Origin of the sequence: Hymenobacter segetis, from assembly GCF_038448715.1 — a bacterium.
In the GTDB taxonomy this organism is placed as follows: Bacteria; Bacteroidota; Bacteroidia; order Cytophagales; family Hymenobacteraceae; genus Hymenobacter; species Hymenobacter segetis.
The window spans coordinates 41,283-64,482 of the sequence record NZ_JBCEVZ010000011.1; the positions used below are offsets into that span (position 1 = coordinate 41,283).

The 23,200-nt window shown below is 61.3% G+C and carries 16 protein-coding genes and 1 pseudogene; 11 read left to right on the plus strand and 6 right to left on the minus strand.

What is annotated here, in order from left to right; all coding sequences use genetic code 11:
* Positions 1-12 precede the first annotated feature (12 nt).
* The 3 genes from AAFH49_RS06740 to AAFH49_RS06750 all read left to right on the plus strand — a co-directional run bounded on the left by AAFH49_RS06740 (position 13) and on the right by AAFH49_RS06750 (position 5,229).
* Positions 13-1,221, plus strand: a complete 1,209-nt coding sequence (locus AAFH49_RS06740; protein WP_342296805.1) for an ice-binding family protein — start codon at positions 13-15, stop codon at positions 1,219-1,221.
* 143 nt (positions 1,222-1,364) lie between these two features.
* On the plus strand, positions 1,365-2,405 hold the full coding sequence (locus AAFH49_RS06745; RefSeq protein ID WP_342296806.1) for a 5-methylcytosine restriction system specificity protein McrC: 1,041 nt from the start codon (positions 1,365-1,367) through the stop codon (positions 2,403-2,405).
* Positions 2,406-2,655: 250 nt separating this feature from the next.
* Positions 2,656-5,229: a GEVED domain-containing protein gene (locus AAFH49_RS06750; protein WP_342296808.1), complete on the plus strand. Its 2,574-nt coding sequence runs from the start codon at positions 2,656-2,658 to the stop codon at positions 5,227-5,229.
* Positions 5,230-5,472: 243 nt separating this feature from the next.
* On the opposite strand, the gene AAFH49_RS06755 is transcribed toward AAFH49_RS06750, so the two are convergent.
* On the minus strand, positions 5,473-5,709 hold the full coding sequence (locus AAFH49_RS06755) for a hypothetical protein (RefSeq protein ID WP_342296810.1): 237 nt from the start codon (positions 5,707-5,709) through the stop codon (positions 5,473-5,475).
* A 136-nt stretch (positions 5,710-5,845) separates the two neighbouring features.
* Here AAFH49_RS06755 and AAFH49_RS06760 point away from each other — a divergent pair, with 136 nt between their 5' ends.
* The 3 genes and pseudogenes from AAFH49_RS06760 to AAFH49_RS22190 form a co-directional block, all read left to right on the plus strand.
* Complete coding sequence (locus AAFH49_RS06760) at positions 5,846-6,454, plus strand: RNA polymerase sigma factor (protein ID WP_198069360.1); 609 nt, start codon at positions 5,846-5,848, stop codon at positions 6,452-6,454.
* A 78-nt stretch (positions 6,455-6,532) separates the two neighbouring features.
* Positions 6,533-7,702 carry a trypsin-like peptidase domain-containing protein gene (locus tag AAFH49_RS06765; protein ID WP_342296812.1) on the plus strand — a complete coding sequence of 390 codons (1,170 nt, stop codon included), beginning with the start codon at positions 6,533-6,535 and terminating at the stop codon, positions 7,700-7,702.
* Positions 7,703-8,149: 447 nt separating this feature from the next.
* Positions 8,150-8,311: pseudogene (locus AAFH49_RS22190) on the plus strand (YkvA family protein); the annotation flags it as partial.
* A 374-nt stretch (positions 8,312-8,685) separates the two neighbouring features.
* On the opposite strand, the gene AAFH49_RS06775 reads toward AAFH49_RS22190, so the two are convergent.
* The 5 genes from AAFH49_RS06775 to AAFH49_RS06795 form a co-directional block, all read right to left on the minus strand.
* Positions 8,686-8,952 (minus strand): acyl carrier protein, encoded by a 267-nt coding sequence (locus AAFH49_RS06775; RefSeq protein WP_342296813.1) that lies wholly within the window; start codon positions 8,950-8,952, stop codon positions 8,686-8,688.
* A 137-nt stretch (positions 8,953-9,089) separates the two neighbouring features.
* Positions 9,090-12,527 carry an efflux RND transporter permease subunit gene (locus AAFH49_RS06780; RefSeq protein WP_342296814.1) on the minus strand — a complete coding sequence of 1,146 codons (3,438 nt, stop codon included), beginning with the start codon at positions 12,525-12,527 and terminating at the stop codon, positions 9,090-9,092.
* A gap of 37 nt (positions 12,528-12,564) precedes the next feature.
* Complete coding sequence (locus AAFH49_RS06785; protein ID WP_342296815.1) at positions 12,565-13,704, minus strand: efflux RND transporter periplasmic adaptor subunit; 1,140 nt, start codon at positions 13,702-13,704, stop codon at positions 12,565-12,567.
* A gap of 111 nt (positions 13,705-13,815) precedes the next feature.
* Positions 13,816-15,498, minus strand: coding sequence for a TolC family protein (locus tag AAFH49_RS06790; RefSeq protein ID WP_342296816.1), 1,683 nt, complete (start codon positions 15,496-15,498; stop codon positions 13,816-13,818).
* 45 nt (positions 15,499-15,543) lie between these two features.
* Positions 15,544-16,158, minus strand: a complete 615-nt coding sequence (locus AAFH49_RS06795) for a TetR/AcrR family transcriptional regulator (RefSeq protein ID WP_342296818.1) — start codon at positions 16,156-16,158, stop codon at positions 15,544-15,546.
* 328 nt (positions 16,159-16,486) lie between these two features.
* Here AAFH49_RS06795 and ispF point away from each other — a divergent pair, with 328 nt between their 5' ends.
* The 5 genes from ispF to AAFH49_RS06820 all read left to right on the plus strand — a co-directional run bounded on the left by ispF (position 16,487) and on the right by AAFH49_RS06820 (position 23,118).
* Positions 16,487-16,969 (plus strand): 2-C-methyl-D-erythritol 2,4-cyclodiphosphate synthase, encoded by a 483-nt coding sequence (gene ispF, locus AAFH49_RS06800; protein ID WP_342296820.1) that lies wholly within the window; start codon positions 16,487-16,489, stop codon positions 16,967-16,969.
* Between the two features lie 113 nt (positions 16,970-17,082).
* The gene (locus AAFH49_RS06805) at positions 17,083-18,741 is read left to right on the plus strand and encodes a M28 family peptidase (protein ID WP_342296821.1); all 1,659 of its coding nucleotides are present in this window, start codon (positions 17,083-17,085) and stop codon (positions 18,739-18,741) included.
* Between the two features lie 180 nt (positions 18,742-18,921).
* Positions 18,922-20,598, plus strand: coding sequence for a M28 family peptidase (locus tag AAFH49_RS06810; protein ID WP_342296822.1), 1,677 nt, complete (start codon positions 18,922-18,924; stop codon positions 20,596-20,598).
* 6 nt (positions 20,599-20,604) lie between these two features.
* A complete protein-coding gene (locus AAFH49_RS06815; RefSeq protein ID WP_342296823.1) occupies positions 20,605-21,993 on the plus strand; it encodes a LutB/LldF family L-lactate oxidation iron-sulfur protein in 1,389 nt (462 codons plus the stop codon).
* A gap of 69 nt (positions 21,994-22,062) precedes the next feature.
* Positions 22,063-23,118 carry a hypothetical protein gene (locus tag AAFH49_RS06820; protein WP_342296824.1) on the plus strand — a complete coding sequence of 352 codons (1,056 nt, stop codon included), beginning with the start codon at positions 22,063-22,065 and terminating at the stop codon, positions 23,116-23,118.
* The last annotated feature ends 82 nt before the right edge of the window (positions 23,119-23,200 follow it).

Sequence of the window (23,200 nt, forward strand, 5' to 3'; positions counted from 1 at the left end):
TTTCTATTACCCTTGCTATGCTGTTTTTTCGCGCAGGCCAGCCAGGGCCAAGCCCTAGCTCCTCCTTTGGGCACGGCGACGGGCTTCGCCTTGTTCACGGCCGCCGGAGCCTTCAATAACTCGGGGCCAACCGTGGTACAGGGCAATATCGGTACGCAGGTTGGGGCTTTCTCCGGGTTTCCGCAAGGCACCGTTACCGGTAGCATCAACGTTGCCAATACCTACGCCGGCCAAGTGGCTACCGATGTGGCCACGGCCTACACCTACCTCACCACCTCCGTGCCCTGCGGCACCACCGCCATCTCGACACTGGGCGGCAGCCCCGCCCAAACCCTGCTACCCGGCGTGTACTGCCTGGGCGGTGCCCAAACCCTAACCGACCAGCTGATTTTGGACGGAGGCGGCAAAGCCAATGCCGTGTTCATCTTTAAGCTGGGTGGGGCGCTAACCACGGCCGATTTATCCACCATCACGCTCATCAACGGCGCTAATGCCGACAATGTGTACTGGCAAATAGGTGGCCGGGTCGACCTAGGGGCTAACTCCGTTTTTAGAGGCACGATAGTAGCCGACGGGGCCATCAACCTGATATCCGGAGCCGCGCTGCTGGGCCGGGGCTTATCCATTGCCGGGGCCATCAGCCTGGATACCAACATTGTGACTGGCCCGCTGGTGGAAGCACCCCTGCCCGTTACGCTGGTCACGTTTTCGGCTACCAAGCAAGGCCGCGCCGTGTTGCTGCAATGGTCTACGGCCAGCGAAAGCCACACCCAGGACTTCACGCCCGAGCGCAGCACCACAGGCACCACCGGCTGGGAACCCGTTGGCACGCTGCCGGCGGCGGGCAGCAGCAGCACCCTGCGCCAATACCGCATGGCCGACAACGGCGAGCGCCACCAGGCCTGCTACTACCGCCTGCGCAGCACCGATACCGACGGCACCTTTTCCTTCAGCCCGGTGCGGTTTGTGGCTTTCGACGACACCGCAGCCCCGCTGGCGGCCTTCCCCAACCCCGCCGCCAATTTTGTAGTGGTAACGGGGGCCGCCCCCGGCAGTACCCTCACGCTGGTGAACATGGCCGGCAAAATCTGGCAGCAACCTTCAGCCACTGAAAACGGGGTGAATTATCTGGAAGTCAGAAATATTCTACCCGGTACGTACCTGCTTAAGGCTGTTTCTGCAACTGGTGAAGTTACCAGCACCAAGCTGGTGAAGGAGTAGCGTCATTGGCCGGCCAGGCCACCTGATTCAGGCATAGAAAGGTCACCCAAAGGCCCGGAGTCAGAAATTTTCCATCAGTGGAAGATTTCTGACTCCGGGCCTTTGCGATATCGGGCCGGAAGCGCACCCGTAACTTTCCCCTATTGATACCGCTCCCGACCCTCTACTACTTCCTCTGCTACGCCTGGAACCGGCTGCCTGAACCCGCCGTGCTGCTGGCCAGCGAGGCCACGCCCTTCGAGCGGCCGCTGGGGCTACTGGCGCAGGTGCTGCTGCACGCCACCCGCCGCCTGCTACGCACCGGCCTGCCGCGCACCTTCGAAACCCAGCAGGCCGAACTTACCAGTCTGCGTGGCCGCGTGGAACTGGCTCCCACGCTGGGCCGGGGCCTGCTGGGCCAGGGCCGCGCCATCTGCACCTTCGATGAGTTGAGCACCGCCTCGCCCCTGCACCGCCTCATCGCCCAAACGCTGGGCGTGCTGGGCCGGGCGGCGGCTTTGCCTCCAGCATTGCGGCGCGAGTTGCACCAAATCGGCCAGCGGTTTCCGGCGGGGCTGAATGATACTACGCTACCGCCGCCGACTGCCGCCACGTTTCGGGAGCTACGGCGGCAGCGGCCGGATAGCCAAGCGGCGTTTCTGATGCACATCTGCGAGTTGGTGTGGCTCACGGCCCTGCCCGAACCTACTGCTACCGGCCGCAAGCGCTTCACCGATTTCCGGCGCGACGAGGTACTGATGGCGCGCATCTTCGAGCAGTTCACCCGCAATTTTTTCCGGCGCGAGCAGCGCCGCTACCGCGTATTTGCCGAAACCATTGCCTGGCAGGCCGAAGCCCCATTGCCCGCCCACCTCGACCTGCTGCCCACCATGCTCACCGATACCACGCTGGAGGCGCCCGACCGCAAAATCATCCTCGACACCAAATATTATGCTGCCGCCCTGCGCCCGCGCTACGACCGGCAGCGCCTCATCGCCCCGCACCTCTACCAGCTCTACGCCTACCTCCAAAACCAGCGCCCCGCCCCCGGCCAAGCCCTGGAAGGCATTTTGCTCTACCCGGCCGCCACGCAGGACGTGGACGTGCGCTACACGCTGGGCGGCCATCCGGTGCGCGTCGTCACTCTCAATCTGCACCAGCCCTGGCCCGGCATTGCCGCCGATTTGCTGGCGTTGGTAGTATGATGCGTGCCAAAGCGGTTGACCACAGCCTAAACGATTCAGAGCAAACAAATTGCTGCTTAAAAAAGCAGAGTGTTACCCTGTTGCGATATTCACTGAACCGGACAAACCCCCAAGGCTCATTCCGCTTCGATTAAGCACTTATTGCCCTTAGCTAACTGCAACTCCGCAACTGTTAATTAACCATTGAGGCAGAGCCATTTGGCTTTTGCTTTTTTTATGCCCATTTTTCCCAAAACCAATCCCGTTTTCTATGAAAAAACCATTTACTCATCTTTTCATGCTGCTGGCGCTGACTGTTGGCGCGGCCTCCTCGGCCCGGGCCCAGACGACCTACAGCCTGGTGCCGCTGACGGCGGCCAGCTTCACGGCCGACATCGTGGCCAACGGTGCGGCGGCCAGCCCGCCCACCGCCTCCACCACGGCCGATGTGGACGGGGCCGGCTACTACCTGATTTCGCAGGACTACTACACGGCTACTACATCTCATACCTCGGGCATTCCCAACAACGGGGCTATTTCGAACACCATTGTCGGACCGGCGGCCCTGACTTACCAGCTGGCTTCGCTGAGCGCCAACAACGCGCTCCGGCTGGCCGGTGCCACCAGCGGAACCCTCACGTTTGCTACGCCCATAACGGCCTCCGATGTTTATGTGCTAGGGATTAGCGGTTCGGGCGTTTCGACGGTGGACGTGACCGTGAACTACGCCGATGGCACGACCACCGCATTTACGGGCCAAACCTACCCCGACTGGTTTACGGTGGATGCTACTCGCAACGTGTTCGGCACCTCGGGGCGGGCCAGCGTGACGACGCCCGTTTCGGCTACGGCAGCGTCTAACACTGCGCCCTTCCTTACCCAACTAAGGCTAACGGTGCCAACGGCCAGCCTCAACAAGAACATTACCAGCATCACGTTTGGCAAAACCTCTATCGGGGGCGTGCTCGACCTGCTGGCCGTGAGCGTGGGCTCGACCCCGCTCTGCAACGCCGTGCCTACCGGCCTGACGACGGTGGCCAGCACCACGGCCGCCGGCGGCACGGCCCTGACCACGGCCTGCTCCGGCACCAGCATCTACTTGTCGGTGAGCGGGGTGCCGGCCAACGCGGGCTATACCTACCAGTGGCAGTCGAGCACCACCAGCGCTACCACCGGTTTCGCTAACATCAGCGGCGCTACCGGTGCCACCTACACCGCCACCGGCCAGACGGCGGCTACTTACTACCGGGTGCTGGTGGGCTGCCAGTTTGCCACCGGCAGCACGCCCACACCCTCGACGGCGGTGCAGGTGACGCAGTCGCCCGTTACGGCCTGCTACTGCACGCCCACCTACAGCAACGGCGGGAGCGGCGACATAGTGGCCCGGGTGCAGTTGGGCACGCTCGACAACAACACGACCGCCGCCGGCAACGTGGCACCGTACTACCACGACTACGCCGGCCAGCAGACTGGCACCGCACCCACGCTGCAAATTCCGACCCTGGTACCGGGCAGCACCGCGACGGCAACGCTAACGTTCGGCACGGACGGCACCCAAAACAGTGCTATCTGGGTCGATTTCAACCAGAACGGTACGTTTGAAGCATCGGAGTTTTTCGTAGGTGCCCGGGCCGGTGCCAGCGGCACAACCCCCATAGCCATAGCGGTGCCGGCCACGGCCACGGTGGGCACTACCAAGCTGCGCGTGCGGGGCGGCGACGACGCCGCCCTGACCAGCGGGCAGGCCTGCGGAGCCAGCGGCTCCAGCTACGGCGAAGCGGAGGATTACCTGGTGAGCATCTCGGCGGCGACCTGCACGCCCTCAACAGCCACCTTCAGCTACGGCAGCACCAGCAGCTATTGCGTAAGCGGCACCACCAACCCGACCGTGGTGCTGGCCGCAGGGGCCACGGCAGGCACTTTCAGCTCCACCACCGGCCTGGCCATCAGTGCCACCACCGGCGCAATTACGCTCAGCAGCAGCACACCGGGCACCTACACGGTGACGAATACCGTGGCCGGCACGGCGACGGCCTGCGCCTCAACGGCCACTGCTTCGGTAACGGTCACGGCACCTCTCACGGCGGGTTTCAGCTACGGTGCCGCACCGGGCCCGGGCGCTGCCTGCGCCGGAGGCTCGGGCACGTTTACGCCCGCGCTGGCTGCCGGAGCTACCCGGGGCACGTTTACTTCCACGGCGGGCCTGGCCCTGAACGCGACGACAGGCGTCATCAGCCTGACGGGCTCGACGGCCGGCACTTACACCATCACCAACGCGGTGGCGGCCAGTGGCGGATGCGCGGCGGCCACCAGCACGGCCACCTTTACGGTGAATGCCCTGCCGCCGAGCCCCACCCTGACCGTGAGCGGCACCCCGGCCACGGGCATCACCCTAACTTCCTCGGCCGCCACGGGCAACCAGTTTTCGCTCAATGGCACGGCCATCACCGGCGCCACGGGCCAGACTTATCTCGTCAATTCAGGCACCCGCAACGGCTCGTACACCGTGACGGTTACCAACGCGGCGGGCTGCTCGGCCACCTCGGCGGCCCAGAGCGTGACCGTGACGGCCACCGCGCCCGCACAGGCCGCCACCGGCATCACCGCATCGCCCAACCCCACTGCCGACGGCTACCTGCTGCTGGAGCTGACCGGCTTCCGCGAACCGGTGGCCCTGACGGTAGTAAACATGCTGGGCCAGCGCGTGTACGAAGGCCACGTATCGGGCACCTCCCCGAAGCAACAACAGGCCCTGGACCTGCACCGGCTGCCTACTGGCGTGTACCTGCTGCACGCCCGCACGGCCAGCGGCCTCGCCCAGACCCTGCGCTTTGCGCGCGAATAGCCCCTCGCACAGCCGCGTCCCGAGCGGCCGGGTAAAATTAAAAAAGGCCTGCCGATAATTCGGCAGGCCTTTTTTATTGCTTGCGGCAATCAGTTCCGGCACCAGCCCGCTGCCGATTTGCTGCGGCTGGTGGAATAATGACAGGCGGGCACAAAAAAACAGCCCGGACTTTCCAAAAGGAAAATCCGGGCTGTTGGCGTCGAATGACGAAGATTTGCGCTGGCCACGCGGGCCAGCAGCAAACTACTTCTTCACTTCGGTCGTAGTCGTGGTGGTAGCAGCAGGAGCAGCAGCGGGAGCAACCGAGTCAGCAGCGGGAGCAGCCATAGCGGTGGTGTCGGTGCTGGTGGTGGTGGTGGTCTCCGTGCCGGTAGCAGGGGTCTCAACGGTGGTGGTTTCTTCGGTCTTCTTTTCGCCGCACGAAGTCAGACCAGCGGTGAGGGCGAGGCCCAGGGCAGCAGCTTTAAACAGATTTTTCATCTTTGGGGGTAATTTTGGAAACGGTTAACTTTTAAACCGCCCTTTATCCCCGCTTTTCGGAAAGGTAACCCGCCCCGGAAAAAAATTATTTCGGCGGGTTACTTGTAGCCTTCGCCAGTATTAACTCCCAAAGTGAATGAGCAGGGGCAATCCAACTTCCTCTTCTTTGACTCCTACCGACGACGCGCTGATTGCCGCCATTCGCGGCGGCGATGAGCGGGCCCTGGCCCACCTCTACCGGCTGCACTGGCCCATGGTGTCGCACTTCGTGCTGCAAAACAGTGGCACCGAAGACGATGCCCAGGACGTGTACCAGGAAGGCGTGATGGTGTTTTATGAAAAAGTACGCGACGGCTCCCTCGAGCTCAGCTGCCAGATTAAAACATACCTATACGCCGTGTGTCGCCGCCTGTGGCTCAAGCGCCTGACCAGCAAAAGCCGCTTCGGTGTGCGCTTGCTGGACGACGAGGAGCACGGCCCGTACCTGAACACGGGAGCCGAAGAAGACCTGCTGGCCGCTGAGGAACAGGACCGCCGTTTCGCCACCATGAGCGAGGCCCTGAACCACCTCGGCGAACCGTGCCGCTCGCTTTTGGAAGGCTTTTACCTGCTCGATAAGTCGATGCAGGACCTCACGGCAGAATTCGGCTACACCAACGCCGACAATGCCAAAAACCAGAAATACAAGTGCCTGGTGCGCTTGAAAAAATTATTCTTCGCCCATTATAAAGAAGAGCCTATCTGATATCGTTAGCCGTCGGCAATAGTCGGCGGAACCTCCCATCCGCTTACCGCCGCCGGCCCTGGCCAGCAGCATTTACCCATGATGACTGAAGCAGACTATTACGCATTATTTGAAGCCTACTCGAACGGCGAGTTGGCCGGGCCCGCCCGCGCCAACCTCGAAGCGCGCCTGGCAGCTGACCCGGCCCTGGCCCTGCGCTATGCCGACTTCACCGAGATGACCGGCACGCTGCGGGCCTACGGGCAGCGCCAGCAGGCCCGACAGCAGCTGCGCGGCATTCACGCCGCCATGCTGGCCGCCGATGCCCCCGAAGAAATTGCCCTGCCCGCCACCGGCCTCACCCACACCGTGCACCCGATGCTGCGCATTTCGCGCACCGAGCGCAAGCTCCGCGAATTCTGGAGCGGGCACCGCGCCACCGTGGGCGTAGCCGCCTCGGTAGCCGTGATGGCGGTGTTTGCCACGCTTTTGGGCTTGGATTTGTGGAAAACTTCCCACCTGCCTGTTCCGGCCAGCTACCAAGCGCTTCGCCGCGATATAAACAACCTCAAGCACAACCAGAAGGTGCTGAACAGCACTATCAAGCGTATTGATGGCAGCGCCACGCCGCCGCTGGCCCCGGTGAGCAAGTTCAGCGGCACGGGCTTCGCGCTTACCTCGGAAGGCTATTTGGTGACCAGCTACCACGTTATTCAGGGTGCTGATTCGCTGCTAATTGAAGGCCGCAACCACCAGCGCTACCACGCCGAGCCGGTGTATTCGGACATCAAGCACGACCTCGCCATCCTGCGCATTACCGACAAGAAATTCACCGGTTTCGGCCGCCTGCCTTATGCGGTGAAGTCGGGCCAGGCCGATTTGGGCGAGCGGGTGTTCACCCTCGGCTACCCGCGTGAGGATGTAGTTTATGGCGAAGGCTCGCTGAGCGCCCGCTCAGGCTTTGAGGGCGATACCGCCTTTTACCAGGTGAGCATTCCGGTGAACCCGGGCAACTCGGGCGGCCCGCTGCTCGATGAGCGCGGCAACCTGATTGGCGTGGTGAGCGGCCGGCAGAACGACGCACAGAGCGCCGCCTTCGCTACCAAGTCGTCGTACCTCGTACGGCTCGTTGATTCGCTGGCCGCAGCTAAATCGGCTACTACCTACCCCTACCATTTGCCTCGCTTCGGCCAGCTGGCCGGCACCGGGCGGCCCCAGCAGCTCCGGAAGCTGCAGGACTATGTATTCGTAGTTAAGGTGTTTGAATAGGCTGGCATTCGAAATCTATGCTGGGCAACGGCCTGTTTCTTTATCGAAGCAGGCCGTTGTTTTGTAATGGCTTTTCGAGCGGGGCGATTATTGTGCGTAGAACATCGAAACAAGCCGGTTATTCTAGCGTTTGGGGAGGCTAATGCACGGCTTTTTCATAACCTTAGGTTCCGTAATGTAGTATTCAAGCTTAGATGAGCGGTGCTTGTCCTTCAATTCTTTCGTCTTTTTTAACCTCCGCATTCCGTGACTCAAAACCAACAAACCCCGCCGAGCAGCAACGACGTTGCTGGTTCCGCTATTTTCAAGAAGTTTCTGAATACCGCCGAGGGCTACATCAAGCAGCCCACGCGCATGAAGTCGTTGCTGACCGATGCCTATAAAAAGGCCAGCGAGAAGAACGACGTGGGCACGCTGGCCCACGAAGCCTGGGAAACCCTCCAGACCATGTTCCGGCTCATTAAGGCGTCGATGTCGGGTGAGTACACGGGTGTGCCCGGCACCACGGTGGCAGCCGCTGTAGCCGTGCTCATCTACTTCCTGAGCCCGATTGACCTGATTCCGGACTTCATTCCGGTGCTGGGCTTGCTCGATGACGTGGCCCTGGTAGCCTGGTTCTCGACCACGCTAAAGGGCGAGATGGACAAGTTTCACGAGTGGGAGCTGACCCGCCCCGCCGAGGTGAAAACCAGCGCCACGGACGTTACCAACACCGCCAGCGGCCTGACGCCGAAAACGGCGACTCCTGCCGCCCAGCCCTCGCATTCCAACGACCCGGCTGCTCCCACCGCGCACGTAGCCGAAGAATCGGCTAAGCACGCCGGCACCGGCAGCATAGCCGCCAATACCACCGACAGCAGCCGTGAGCCCAGCACCACGGCCACCGATACCGGCGGCAACGTACGTTAAGCGGCACAGCAGCCAGAAACAAAAAAGCCCCCGCAACCTGAGTTGCGGGGGCTTTTTTTACGGGTATAATAATGCTAGGCGGCGGCGGCGTGGTCGCGCACGAAGCGAACGAAGTCGCCCACGGTGTAGAGCGGCACTTCGTCGGGGATGGTGATGCTGAAGTTGCGCTCCAGTTCCAGAATAATATCTACTACGTCGAGGGTTTCGAAGCGCAGGTCGCGGGCGAGGCTGGCGGTTTTGCGCACGCGGCTGGCCCGGATGGCCTTGCGCTTGCTGATAATGCGGAATACCTGCTGCTCGATAGTAGGTGTGTGCGTGGAGCTAATGGTGGATACGTACATAATAGAGTTGCGGAAAAAGATGGTGAGGCAAGGGCTGGTGCTTGGTTTCAATAGCGCCCCGCGGCGGCGGGGGAAAGTGCCCACCGGCGGCCGCTGCTGCAACAACAGCCGACCAGCGGGCACCAACGCCAGAAACGTTAGGCTAGTACAGCCGGCGTAGCCGCCTGTATTTCTTCAGAGTCCACCTCCTCGGAAATGGTTGCAACGTTGTCGGGGTTTTTTCCGGAAATTTTTCCCTTCAGCGATTCGCTCAGCAAATACATAACTGGCACGACCAGCAGGGTGATGCCCGTGGCGAACACCAGACCGAAAATAATGGTCCAGGCCAGCGGGCCCCAGAACGTTACCGACTCGCCGCCGATGAAGAAGTGGGCGTTGCCGGAGTTGAACAGCTCGTAGAAGTCGATGTTCAGACCAATGGCCAGCGGGATGAGGCCCAGCGTGGCGGCCGTGGCCGTGAGGATAACCGGGTTGAGACGGGTGCGGCCGGCCAGCACGATGGCCTCGCGCAGCGGCATGCCCTGCGCCCGCAGCATGTCCATGAATTCGACCAGTAGAATCCCGTTTTTCACTACGATACCGGCCAGGGCGATGATGCCCACGCCCGTCATCACGATGCTGACGCTCTGACCCGTGATGGCCAAGCCCCAGAACACGCCGGCGATGGAGAACAGCACTTCGGAGAGGATGATGACCGGCTTGCTGAACGAGTTGAACTGCGTGACGAGAATCAGGAAGATGAGGCCCAGTGCGCCGATGCCAGCCAGCGGCAGGAAGTCGCTGGTTTCTTTCTGGTTTTCCTGAGCGCCGCCCATGTTGATGGTGTAGCCGGGGGGCAGCGGGAACGACTTGAGGGCCGTCTGGATGTTGCGCACCACGTCGGGGCCGGTGTAGCCGCCCAGCACGTTCGAGCTGATGGTGATGATGCGCTTGGTGTCTTTGCGCTTGATGCCGCCGTAGGTGCTGCCGTAGGTGACATCGGCCACCGACGAGATGGGCACTTGGCGTACAGCGCCGGTAGCGTCGCGGAAGGTGAGCGGAGCGTTGATTACGGCGTCCACGTCGTCGCGGTAGGGCTTGGCGTAGCGCACCTGAATGGGGTATTCGTCGTCGGCCGTTTTGAATTTGCTGGCCTCGGTGCCGTAGATGGCGGTGCGGACTTCCAGGCCAATCTGGCCGGTGCTGATGCCTTCGCGGTTGGCGCGGGTGCGGTTGATGTTGACGGCGATTTCGGGGTTGCGGTCTTCGAGGTTGGAGCGCAGTTGCTCGACGCCGCCGATTTTCAGCGAGTCGACGTAGCGAATCATCTTTTTCGAGAGGGCAGCCAGTTTGGGGTAGTCGTCGCCGGCTAGCTCGATGGCGATTTCCTTGCCCGTAGGCGGGCCGCTGGCTTCCTGGTCCACCGATACTTCAGCGCCGGGAATGCCTTTCACCACTTCGCGGATTTTATCCATGTAGGTGTGGGTGGCCGGGCCGGTACGCTCGCTGAGCTCTTTGAAGGCCACGCCGACTTTGCCCATGTGCGACTGCGACACGCCGGCGGCGGTAGCTTCGCCGGGGTCGCCGGCACCGATGGCAACGTTGGTAATCACCGATTCCACGTCGTGGTTATGCTCGCCGATTACGCCGTAGATGCGCTTTTCCAATACTTTGGTAATCGAATCGGTGACGGCTACGCGGGTGCCGACGGGCATTTTCAGGTAAGTGTAGATGAACTTGGGGTCGCCTTTGGGGAAGAAAGCAACCTGGGGCTTGCGGATGCCCACGGCCACAAACGAGCCGATGAACAGCAGGAACACACCCACCATCACCAGAACCGGGTGGCCGATGGCCCAGCGCACGAGGTTGGCGTAGCCGTTCTGGAAACGCGGCAGGGCGCGCGTCTGGAACCAGGCAATCATCTTCACAAACACGAACTTATCGAGGAAGCAAAGCAGGATAACCGTGATGGACAGGTTGCCCACGAAAGTCGAGTGCGACACGTAGCCGATGATAGCAATCAGCAAAAGCACGCCCATGGCAATCATGAAATTGCGGGTGAGCTTGGGCTTGCTGTGCAAATCCTCCTCAAAATGTTCTTCGCGCTCCATGAAGCTCACGGCGAACACCGGGTTCATGATGAAAGCCACGACCAACGAAGCCATCAGCGTGATGATGAGCGTCACGGGCAGGTAGTACATGAACGAGCCCACGATGCCGGGCCAGAACAGCAGTGGCACGAACGGCGCCACCGTGGTCAGGGTACCGGCCAATACTGGCACGAATACCTCGCCGGCGGCGAATTTGGCGGCTTTCGGCGTGGTCAGGTTGGGGTGCTCGTGGAGGAGGCGGTGGGTGTTTTCGATTACCACGATGGCGTCATCGACCACGATACCGAGGGCCAGCAGGAAGGCGAAGAGCACAATCATGTTCAGCGTGAAGCCGAACACGGGGATGACAAGGAAGGCCAGGAACATCGAAATCGGCACCGAGAGGCCCACAAATAGGGCGTTGGTGGTGCCCATGAAGAACATCAGAATCAGCGTCACCAGCAGGAAGCCGATGATGATGGTGTTGATGAGGTCGTGGAGCGTGACGCGGGTGTCGTTGGAGGTATCGCCGGTTACGGTGATGGTCAACTCCTTGGGCAGGCTAGCTTTCGATTCTTCAATCAGGGCCTTGATTTTGTCCGATGCGTCAATCAGGTTTTCGCCCTGGCGCTTCACCACGTTCAGGGTAATGGCGGGCTTGCCGTCGAGGCGGGCATAGCTTTCACGGTCCTTGAAGCCGTCGGTGACGGTGGCGATGTCGCCGAGGCGCACGGGCGAGCCGTTCAGGTTCTTAATCTGGATGTCGGCAATGTCGGCGGCCCGGACGTACTGGCCGGCCACGCGCACGGCACGTTTCTGGCCGCCTACGTCGATGGAGCCGCCCGAGATGGTGAGGTTTTCGCCGCTGATGGCGCGGGAAATGTCCGTGAAGCCCAGGCGCGAGGCGCGGAGCTTGTTCAGGTCCACGTCCACGTTCACCTGCTGGTCGAGAGCACCCACGATATCCACGCGGGTGATTTCGGGCAGGGCCTCAATCTTGTCCTGGAAGTCGTCAGCGAACTTCTTGAGTTGGGCGGCGGGGAGGTTGCCGGCCAGGTTGACGAACATGATGGGCTGCTCGGAAATGTTGATTTCCTTCACCAGCGGCGCGCTCGGCAGGTCGTTGGGCAGCTCGGTGCTGGCCTTGTCTACGGCATCCTTGATGAGCTGCTTGGCGGCCTGCACGTCCACGCCGGATGTGAATTCCACGTCCACGATGCAATAATCCTGGTTCGAGGTGGAGTTGATGTGCTTCACCCCGTTCACGGATTTAATCTCCTTTTCGAGCTGGCGCGTGACGAGGTTTTCGATGTCGGTGGGCGAGGTGCCGGGGTACACCGTGGCCACGATGATGCGCGGAATCACGATGTCGGGAAATTTCTCCTTGCCGAGCTTGATGTAGGCAAAAATGCCCGCCACGCACAGCAGCACCGTGATGATGTAAATGCTGGTCTTGTTATTAATGGACCAACTGGTTGGGCCAAATTCTTTTTCGATGTCCTGCATGGTTTCTTCTCTAAAAGCTTGAGAAATAATTGCGTCTCTACGCGCCCTGCACGGCCACTTTCTGGCCTTCGTTCAGGTTCTGGTAGCCGCCTGAGATAATCTGGTCTTCGGCGGTGAGGCCGCTGGTCACCTCTACTTTGCCGTTGTAGGTGTTGCCGGTTTTGATGACGCGCTTCTTGGCCACGGCCTTGCCGCCCTCCTGGGCCACCACGTACACGTAGCTGTTTTCCTCGTCGTGCTGCACGATATCAACCGGGATAACCGTGGCGTTGGTCGCGTTGTAGTTCTGGATGCGCACCGTGGCCACCATGTTGGGGCGCAGGTTGGCGGCTTTGGCGCTTTTCAGGCGCAGCTCCACGGTGAAGGTGCGGCTGGTGGCGTTGATGCTCCGGCTCACCACGCGCACGGTGGCGGGCATTTCCTCGTCGCCCAAGTCTGGGATGGTTACCACGGCGTTGTCGCCGGCCTTGATGCTGTTGCCGTAGGCTTCCGATACATCGGCCAGGATTTTGCCGCCGGTGCCGCTGGTCAGGCGCACCACCGGCGCGCCGGGCGCGGTGATTTCGCCCAGCTTGGGCAGTACCTCATCCACGGTGCCCGAGAACGGGGCCACTACACTGTATAGAGCGCGCTGCTGGTTGAGGGTGGCCAGGTTGCGTTGCAGGGCCTGGTAGTTGTTCTTGGCTTGCAGGTACTGGATTTCGGTGCCAATCTGCTGGTCCCAGAGGCTCTTCTGCTTCTCGTACACCGTCTTGGCGAGGTCCATGCGGGTGCGCAGCTCGGCGGCGTTCGCATCGAGGATGCTGGCATCGATGGTAGCCAGCACCTGGCCTTTGCTCACACGGTCGCCGCGCTGCACGCGGATGCTGGTGAGCGAGCCGGCGGCGCGGGCACCCACGGTAGCGTTCTGGTCAAAATCGACGCGGCCCTGCACTTCGAGGTAGCTTTTGAAGCTCTCGGGCTTGGCGTTCATCACCGAAACCGGCGTGGGGGCCACAGTGGCCGGGCCACCGGTTTTGGCTTCCAGCTCGGCAATTTTAGCCTGCGTGGCGGCCTGCTCGCTTTTTAGCTTTTCGAGCTGGGCTTTGGGGTCCTTATTAGAAGAGCCGCCGCAGGAGGCGAGCAGCAGGGTGCCGGCGAGAAACAACGCGGCGGGTTGGGTTGAGGAGAAACGCATGGGTAAGCGGGGTATTTTGAGCGTAGGGGCGGGGCCTGCCCCCGCCCGTCGTTGAACGAAATCGTTGAGATGGCGCGAACGCCGGGCGGGGACAGGCCCCGCCCCTACTCGTTATTTTTTAACCTGGTTAAACAGCTCACCAGTCGCTTTGTCACGGTCGACTTTCGCCACCAGCACGTCGTAGATGGCACCGTAGTAGTTGGTCTGAGCCGAGCGCAGGTCGGTTTCAGCCGTAATCACCTCCAGGTTGGAGCCTACGCCGGCGTTGAACTTGATGCGGGTGACGCGGGCCACGTCGGTGGCCAGGTCGAGGTTGGCTTTCTGGTTGTCCAGCACGTCGAGGGCGTTGATGAGCGTGGTGCGGCTCTGGGCGTCCTGCAAGTCAATGCTTTGCTTCAGTGTTTCGAAACCCTTCTCGATGGTTTGCTGCTGCAAGCGGCTTTGCTGCACTAGGTATTTGCGGCGGAAGCCGTCGAACACCGGTACCTGCAAGCTCAGGCCCACGTTGCCGAAACCGAACCAGTTCTGGTTGGCAAAGCCGTTGCTGTTGCGCGAGTCCGGACCGCGGAAGGCGAACAAATCACCCGGCGTTTTGGCTGAGCCGGTGAAACCGTAAGCTCCCGTGAGCACGAGGCGCGGATATGCGCCGGCCTGGCGGTTACGCAGGTCGAGGCCAGCCAAGGCCTGCTGCGTTTCGAGGGTCGAGAATTCGATACGGTTGTTGTAGTTCAGGGCACCCAGCGCGGCTATCGGCCGGCCGCCGGAGAGGGCATTCTGCTGGTCGAGCCGGTTTTGGGCGGCGACATCGGTCTGGCCGGGGGCCACGGGTGCGGTGGGTACGGCATCCAGGCCCGCGCCACCATTCGTCAGGCTGGCCGCGCCGAGGCGCTGGCGCAGGGCACCGGCATCCACCACGGCCGCGCCGAGCGAGTCGGTGAGCTGCACGGCCTGCTGCTGCGGCAGACCCATCTGAAACTTGAGCAGGGCCACGCTCAACTCGGTGAGGCGCTGGGCTTTCTGCTGCTCCACCACCAGGTTGTTGCGCTGCACGCGCAGGCGGTCCACGTCGAGCTTTTCAGCAAAACCAGCCTTGAAGGTCTGGTTGGTTTGAAACAGCACGGTGTCGAGGCGCTGCACGTTGCGGGCCAGTAGGGCGAGACGCGAGCGGGCCACCAGCGTGCTGTAATAGGCCTTGCTCACCTGCTCCACCACGTCAATTTCGGCTTGCTGGGTTTGCTTCTGCGCCAGCTCGGTGTAAACCTTAGCGGCTTTCAAACCAATCAGATACGCGCCATCAAACAGCAACTGCGATACCGAGGCGCTGGCGTTGCCGGCGTATTGCAGGCCGAAGGCGAAGGCCGACGGCGGCTGCGGCGTGCTGGGCAGCGTGATGGGCTTAATATTCACCGTCTGGCCCGACTGGGCAGCGGCAATATCGGCCGCCGTGAGCGGCGTGGCCGAGGAGCCGCCGCCGAGGGCCGAGAAATCGACCAGGCTTTTTTGCAGCTTGAAGTTGTCCGACACCGTGGCGGCCACGTTCACCTGCGGCAGGCCGGCGCTCTTGATTTCGCCAACTTTGGCGGCCGCCGTGGCCTCGCCCAGGCGGGTGGACAGCAGCGAGGGCTTATTCTGCACGGCGTAGCTGATGGCCTGTTGCAGGCTCAGGGGCATGGTGCCGGCCGTGGGCGTGGTCACCAACGCCGCGTTGGGCCGGGTTTGGGCAAGCAGCGCCTGGGGCACGGCCGCGCTCAGGGCGGCCACCAGCAGGAATCTGGTTCGTAACAGCGTGTTCATAAAAACAGCAAAAAAGAAAACGGGTAAGCGGGGAAAAGCGGGGGGTTATTCTTCGTCGGTGACGTTGCGGTACTGGTTGATGAGCCGGTGGCCCTTCAGCGTGGCCACACCGAGCATGAAGTGCTCTAGCAGCGCCACCGACACGCGCTCCTTGGCAAAGTCGCGGGGCGGGAACAGTTCTGGGTCGAACTGCAGCTCAATCTGGGCCAGGCGCAGGCGGGCCAGCACTTCCATGTCGAGGTCGGCCTGAAAAAGGCCTTCTTCGATGCCCCGACGCAGGTTTTCCTTGATTTGGGTAAGGATGAACTCGTGCTTGTGGGCCTGCCAGAGCTGCCAGGTGGTGGGATGAAACTTGCGGAGGTCGTAGAAAATGCTGGGGTGGACGTTGCCAAACTCCTGCTTAATCCAAGTCAGCATCTGAAACAGTTCGTCGATGGCCGAGGAGGCGGCTTTTATCATCACCTTGCACTCGTTCTGGGTGCCGTCGAGGTGGCGACTCATGGAGGCTTCCACAATCTGGTCCTTGTTTTCGAACCACTTGTAGAGGGTCTTTTTTGACATGGCCAGGTCGGCGGCGATGTCGTCCATGCTCACGCTTTTGATGCCGTTGCGCATGAAAAGCTGCTGGGCGTGATTGAGGATTCGGTCTTTGATTTCCATAACTAGCGCCGCAAAGATACAATGGAAACTTTTAACGTGCTCAAAGTTTCCAACGCATTTTTACGGTCTGCAACCAGTGCAAGGCCTTTTTGCGCGTAGCCAGACGCGCATGGCTCCCGTTTACTTTAGCCCAATGCGAAAAAAAGTATTCAGCCCCTTGCATGACTAACTAATTTAATTGGTAATACAAAGCTAATAAATTTAGTTTAATAGTATTCCCAAATCAGATTATTTATTTGTGACCTAAGCTCAAGCCTACCGCGCGGCGGAAGTGCCGGGCGCGGGTACTTTTGCGCCGGGCCGCGGTGGCCCGCTTGCATTCGCGCTTATGAAAATCCGGACCGGCTTCGGCTACGACGTTCACCAATTGAAAGAAGGGCTGCCCTTCTGGCTCGGCGGCATTGAGGTGCCGCACACCCACGGCGCCCTCGGCCACTCCGATGCCGACGTGCTCATCCACGTCATTTGCGACGCGCTTTTGGGCGCGGCCAACCTGCGCGACATCGGCTTCCACTTCCCCGACACCGACCCGCAGTACAAGGGCATCGACTCGAAAAAACTGCTTTCCGGCGTGATGCGCCTGCTGCGCGAGCGCGGCTATGAGGTAAGCAACATCGACTCGACCATCTGCCTGGAGCGCCCCAAGGTGAACCCACACATTCCGGAAATGCAGCGCGTGCTGGCCGCCGTGATGGGCATCGCGGAAGAGGACATTTCCATCAAAGCAACCACCACCGAAAAACTGGGTTTTGTGGGCCGGCAGGAAGGCGTGGCCGCCTACGCCAGCGTGCTGATTCAGAAAGGGCTGTAGAGACGCATAATTGCGTCTCTACAGCCCCGCACCGTTGAATACGTTTGCCGTTCAACGACGAGACGCAATTATGCGTCTCTACATCGTTCTAAATTTCCCACCATACTAATACAATGAAGCAAACCCCTCTCCTGCTGGCTTTTCTCGCGCTGGCCAGCGCCGCCCCGGCTCACGCCCAGGGCAAGGTTAAGGTGAAATCCAAGGCCGCCACCACGACCAAAATCAAAACCAAGGCCGGCGAAACCGCCGGAAAAGACTGGAGCGTGAAATACGCCGACCAGGTAACCGCCGAACGCCTGCGCACGCACCTAGCCGTGCTGGCATCGGACGAGTATGAAGGCCGCGAAACCGGCCAAAAAGGCCAGCACATGGCCGCCGACTACGTAGCCAAGCAGTTCAAAGAGGCCGGCCTGACCGGCCCGGTAACCACCGGCACCGACCCTTACCAGCAGCATTTTGATGTGGAGCAGGTGACCTGGGCCGACGGCAATACCCTGAAAGTGGGCAGCACGAGCTACGAATGGCTGACGGATTTCTATGGTCTGGGCGATTCGCCGTTCGGCCAGGAAACCAGCGTGAAGCCGGTTTTTGTGGGCTATGGCATTGAGCAACCCGGCTATTCCGACTACGCCAATGTGGACGTGAAGGGCAAGGACATTCTGGTGCTGATGGGCGAGCCCACCGGCGACGGTGGCAAAGCCCTGCTCAGCGCCGACGGCTCGCCCACCAAGTGGGGCACCGACTACCGGGGCAAGGCCCAACTGGCGGCCCAAAAGGGTGCCCGCACGGTATTTTTCGTGAGCTTCAACCCCACCAGCAACTTCGCCAAGCAAACGGCGCGCATGGCCCCATTTATCTCGCGCCCGTCGATGGTGATGGTGGGCAACGACAAGCCCGGCCGGGCGCCGTCGTTCTTTATCTCGCCGGCCGTGGGCCTGGCCGTGCTGGGCACCAATGATGCGGCGATGCAGACGTATCTGGGCAAAATCAACTCGACCAAGCAGCCGGTAGCCGCTACTTTCAACGTGGTGCCGATGCAGATTAAAGCCGAGCGCAAGCGCGAAAAGCTCGACACGCAGAACGTGCTGGGCTTCATCGAAGGCACCGATAAGAAGGAAGATGTCATCGTGATTTCGGCCCACCACGACCACCTCGGCAAGCACGAGGGCCAGGTTTTTAACGGGGCCGATGATGATGGCTCGGGCACCACAGCCATTATCACGATGGCGGAGGCTTTTGCCAAGGCCAAGAAGGAAGGCCACGGCCCGCGCCGCAGCTTGCTGTTCCTGAGCGTGACGGGCGAGGAAAAGGGTTTGTTTGGCTCGGAATATTATTCCAAGCACCCCATCTTCCCGCTGGCCAGCACCGAAGCGGACTTGAACGTGGACATGATTGGCCGGACCGACGTGGAGCACGAGGGCAAGCCCGACTACGTGTACGTAATCGGCTCGGACAAGCTGGCCTCGGAGCTGCGCGTAATTCTGGAAGCCGAAAACAAGCAGTACGACCCCATTGACCTGGACTACCGCTTCGACGACCCCGCCGACCCGAACCGCTTCTACTACCGCTCCGACCACTACAACTTCGCCGTGAACAAGGTGCCAGTGGCATTTTTCTTCAACGGCGTACACGCTGATTATCACCAGCAGAGCGACGAAATCGAGAAAATTCAGTTCGATAAAATGGAGAAGCGGGCACGGCTGGTGTTCCACACCGCCTGGGAGTTGGCCAACCGCGACGGCCGCATTGTCGTTGACTCGAATAAGCCGTAGATTAAACAGTCGTCATCCAATTCGTCTGTCATCCTGAGCACAGCGAAGGACCTTATCGCGTCTGAATAAATAGCAGTCTGTTTACTGCCAGCCCTTCAAGCGTGATAAGGTCCTTCGCTGTGCTCAGGATGACAGACGTTTTCATTTTTTCTTACTCCCGCCCACATTCCTCCTTCCTCCATGCTGAAAATGTACGCGCTGGCGGCCCTGCTGCTAGCTAGCGCTCTACCCGCCGCCGCCCAAACTGCGCCCACCAAAATCAAGGTAAAAACCAAGGGCGCACCCGCTACCCCCGCCGCGCCGGACATATCCCAAACCTACGCCGCCCTCATCCAGCCCGCCGACTTGCGCACTCACCTCACGGTAGTGGCTTCGGATGCGTTCCAAGGACGCGAGGCGGGCCAGCCGGGCCAGAAGCTGGCGGCGGATTATCTGCAGAAGCAGTTTGCGGAACTCGGCCTGCAAGGGCCGGTGGCGGGTAGCGACAACCCGTATTTGCAGCATTTCCAGCTGACGCACAGCCTCTATGCGCCGGGCGGCTACCTGAAAGTGGGCGCACAGCGCTACGAGTACCTGAGCGATTGGTTCAGCTACGGGCCGATGCCGTCACCCTTTCTCACCGAAACGACTTCGCAGCCGGTTTTTGCGGGGTTTGGGGTGGAGCAGGGGGCGTATTCGGACTACGCAGGCTTGGATGTGAATGGCAAGGACGTGGTGGTCATCATGGGCGAGCCGCAGGACGAGCGCGGCCGCAAGCTGCTGAAGCCGCTGGGCCGCAAGGATGATTACTGGGATTCGGGCCTGCGCAAGGCGGCGCTGGCCAAAGCCCACGGGGCGCGCAGCATTTTCCTGATGACGTTTGCCCCGTCCCTGACTTTCCAGAAGCAGACGAGCGAGCTGGGCGAATCACTGCGCGAAGCAGCATTTTCGCTGCCCGACCCCGGCCCGGAAATTATCGACACGGTGGCTGAAAATATCCCGCCGGGCATCGGCGTGTATTTCACCTCGCAGGAATTGGGGCTGGCAATGGCGGGCACCAGCATAAACGGGCTGCTTGACTACGTGCGGGCGCTGGGCCGCGCCGGGCGGCCAGTTCCGGCGGGCTTTCAGCCTCCGGTGGCGACCATTTATTTGCCACAAAACCAGCAGCCGCTCACCACGGAGAACGTGCTGGGCTTTCTGGAAGGCTCGGATAAAAAGGATGAGGTGCTGGTGGTTTCGGCCCACTACGACCATTTGGGCGTGAAGCATGACACGGTATATAACGGGGCCGATGATGACGGTTCGGGCACGGTGGCGGTGATGGCACTGGCGAAGGCGTTTGCGCAGGCGAAGAAGGACGGGCACGGCCCGCGCCGCAGCATCCTGTTTGTGCTGATGACGGCGGAGGAAGAGGGCCTTTTCGGCTCGGAATACTACACGGCGCATCCTGTGTTCCCGCTGGCTAATACCATTGCCGACCTTAACATCGATATGGTGGGGCGCACCGACCGCAAGCACAGCGCCAAGCGGCATTTTGTGTGCATCGTGGGTTCGGATAAGTTGTCGTCGGAGCTGCACGCCATCAACGAGGCGGCCAACCGCGACTACACGCACCTGGAGCTGGACTACCACTTCAACATTCCCGGCGAGCCGGAGCACATCTACTACCGCTCGGACCACTACAACTTTGCGCGGCGCAAAATCCCGGTCATCTTCTACACCACCGGCGAGCACGTCGACTACCACAAGGTCACGGATGACGTGGAGAAGATAGAATTCGATAAATTGGCGGAACGCGCGCAGCTGGTGTTCCACACCGCCTGGGCGCTGGCCAACCGCGAGCAGCGCATCGTGGTTGACTCCAACAAGCCCTGATTTGCCATGACCACCGCCACCAAAGCCAGCCAGTTTCAGCTCGACGCCGAGAAGAAAGCCTTCGACCGCGAGCACCGCCGCAAAATCCGCTTCAACATCGGCAAGTACGACGCGGCCGTGAGCGCGGGCATGAAGCTCTACGACCAGCACGAGCTGGCCCGCGACCGCGGCGCTTACCTCAAAGCCACCGTGCTGGAAAAGCTGGACGAGTACCTCCTGCAGTTCGAGGCGGCCTTCACGGCGCGGGGCGGGCGCGTAATCTGGGCGCGTGATGCCGCCGAGGCGCTGGCCGAAATCGGCAAGCTGACTAAGGCGCGCAACACCAAAACTGTGGTGAAGGCCAAGAGCATGACCACCGAAGAAATTCACCTCAACAAGTACCTCGCCACGCAGGGCATCGAGTCGGTGGAAACCGATTTGGGCGAGTACATTGTGCAGCTCAATGGCGAGCGGCCCTACCACATTGTGACGCCGGCCATGCACCTGAGCAAGGCCGACATCAACGATATTTTCGTGAAGCACCTCGGCACCGAAAGCACCGACGATGCCCAGAAGCTCGTGCTCACGGCCCGCCACCTGCTGCGCAATAAGTACACCGCCGCCGAAGTGGGCGTTACCGGCGGCAACTTCCTCATTGCCAAAGAAGGAGCCGTGGCCGTGACGGAGAACGAAGGCAACGCCCGCCTTTCGGCCACCTTCCCCAAGCTGCACATTGCGGTGGTGGGTATTGAGAAAGTCATTCCGCAGCTCACGGATTTGGATTTGTTCTGGCCCCTGCTCAGCACCAGCGGCACGGGGCAGCAGGTCACGGTTTACAACACGGTTTATTTCGGCCCGCGCCAGCCCGGCGAGGTGGACGGCCCGGAGGAAATGGTGGTGATTCTGCTAGATAACGGCCGCACCAACCTGCTGGCCCAGCCCGACAAGCGGGCAGCCCTGCGCTGCATCCGCTGCGGGGCCTGCCTGAACGTGTGCCCGGTGTACAAGAACATCGGCGGCCACACCTACGAAACCACGTATTCCGGCCCCATCGGCTCGGTCATCAGTCCCCACCTTTCGGGCCTGCCCGAGCACAAGCACCTGAGCTACGCCAGCAGCCTGTGCGGAGCCTGCACCAGCGTATGCCCAGTTCGCATTCCGCTGCACAACCTATTGCTGCTCAACCGCCAGCAGAGCGTGCAGGAAGGCTACGCGCCCACCGAGGAAAAACTCGCCATCGGCCTCTGGAAGTGGAGCATGCAGCACCGCTGGGCGCTGGATTTGCTGCCCGTGAAGCTGAAAGACTGGAGTCTAGGACGCCTGCTGGGCCAGGTGGGCTGGAGCAAACGGCGCGAGAGCCTGCACATCGCCGGGCCGTCGTTCCGGGAGTTGTGGAAGGCCCGGGCAGGCCACTAGGCTACCCGGGAGGGATTCATTAATTCGGCTGCCGGGGGATTTTGCGCGTATCAGGTTTTTTCGCCGCCTATGCCTTCCCCCTTGTTTTTCGCGTTGCGTGTAATCGTCGGTCTGAGCGGCATGGTGTTGGTTATTACCACCTTGTCAGCGGCCATCCGGTCGTTCGTACTGCCCCGCAACGAGGTGGTGCGCCTGAACGTGTGGGTATTCATGGGAATTCGCGTGTTTTTCGATTTGGCGGCGAAATTGTCCAATTCCTACGAGCGGCGCGATAAAATCATGGCTCATTACGCACCGGTGGCGCTGGTGGCACTGCCCATATTCTGGGAAGCGTTGGTGAGCTTGGGCTATACCGGCATGTACTGGGCCGTGGGCGAAGGCAACCTGCTGCACTGCTACCAGCTGAGTGGCAGCTCGTTGCTCACACTGGGCACCATTGATGATTTCAGCTTTATCGGGGGCGTGCTCACTTATTCGGAGGCGGCGCTGGGGCTGCTGCTGCTCACGCTGCTGCTATCGTATCTGCCCACCATCTACCAGTCGTTTTCGCGGCGCGAGGCCACGGTGGCGCTGCTGGAACTGCGGGCCGGCACGCCGCCCACGGCCGCCTGTCTGCTCATGTGGCTCAACCACGACGGCTCGGTGCAGAACGACGACCAGCAGTGGGCCGAGTGGGAGCGGTGGTTTGTCGAGATTGAGGAAAGCCATACCTCGCTGCCCATCCTCTCGTTCTTCCGCTCGCCGCAGCCGGGGCGTTCCTGGGTCACGTCGGGCGGGCTGATTCTGGACACGGCCGCGCTGCTTTTTGCCGCCGTGGATGGCCCCCAGCCCCGCCAGGCCCAGATTACCTTCAAGGCCGGCTGCCTGGCCCTGAACCGGGTGTACCGCTTCTTCGACACCAAAGCCGGGGCCGAGCCCACCAGCCTGTTGCCCGACGAAGAAGCCGACCCCGGCCGCGTCGATTTTGACCAGACCTGCCAGGAGCTGGCCGCGCACGGCCTGAAGATTTGCGAAGACCGGGCGGATGCCTGGCGGCGCTACTGCGAGCTACGCAGCCGCTACACCATGGCCCTTGGTTTCCTGGCCCGGCTCACCATGGCCCCGGGCGTAAAAAGCAGCACGTAGTACCCGGCCGAAGGCATTTTCCGGGCAGTAGCACGGTGCCAAATCAGCCAGGGCACGAAGGACAACCATGCGCCGCCTAAAA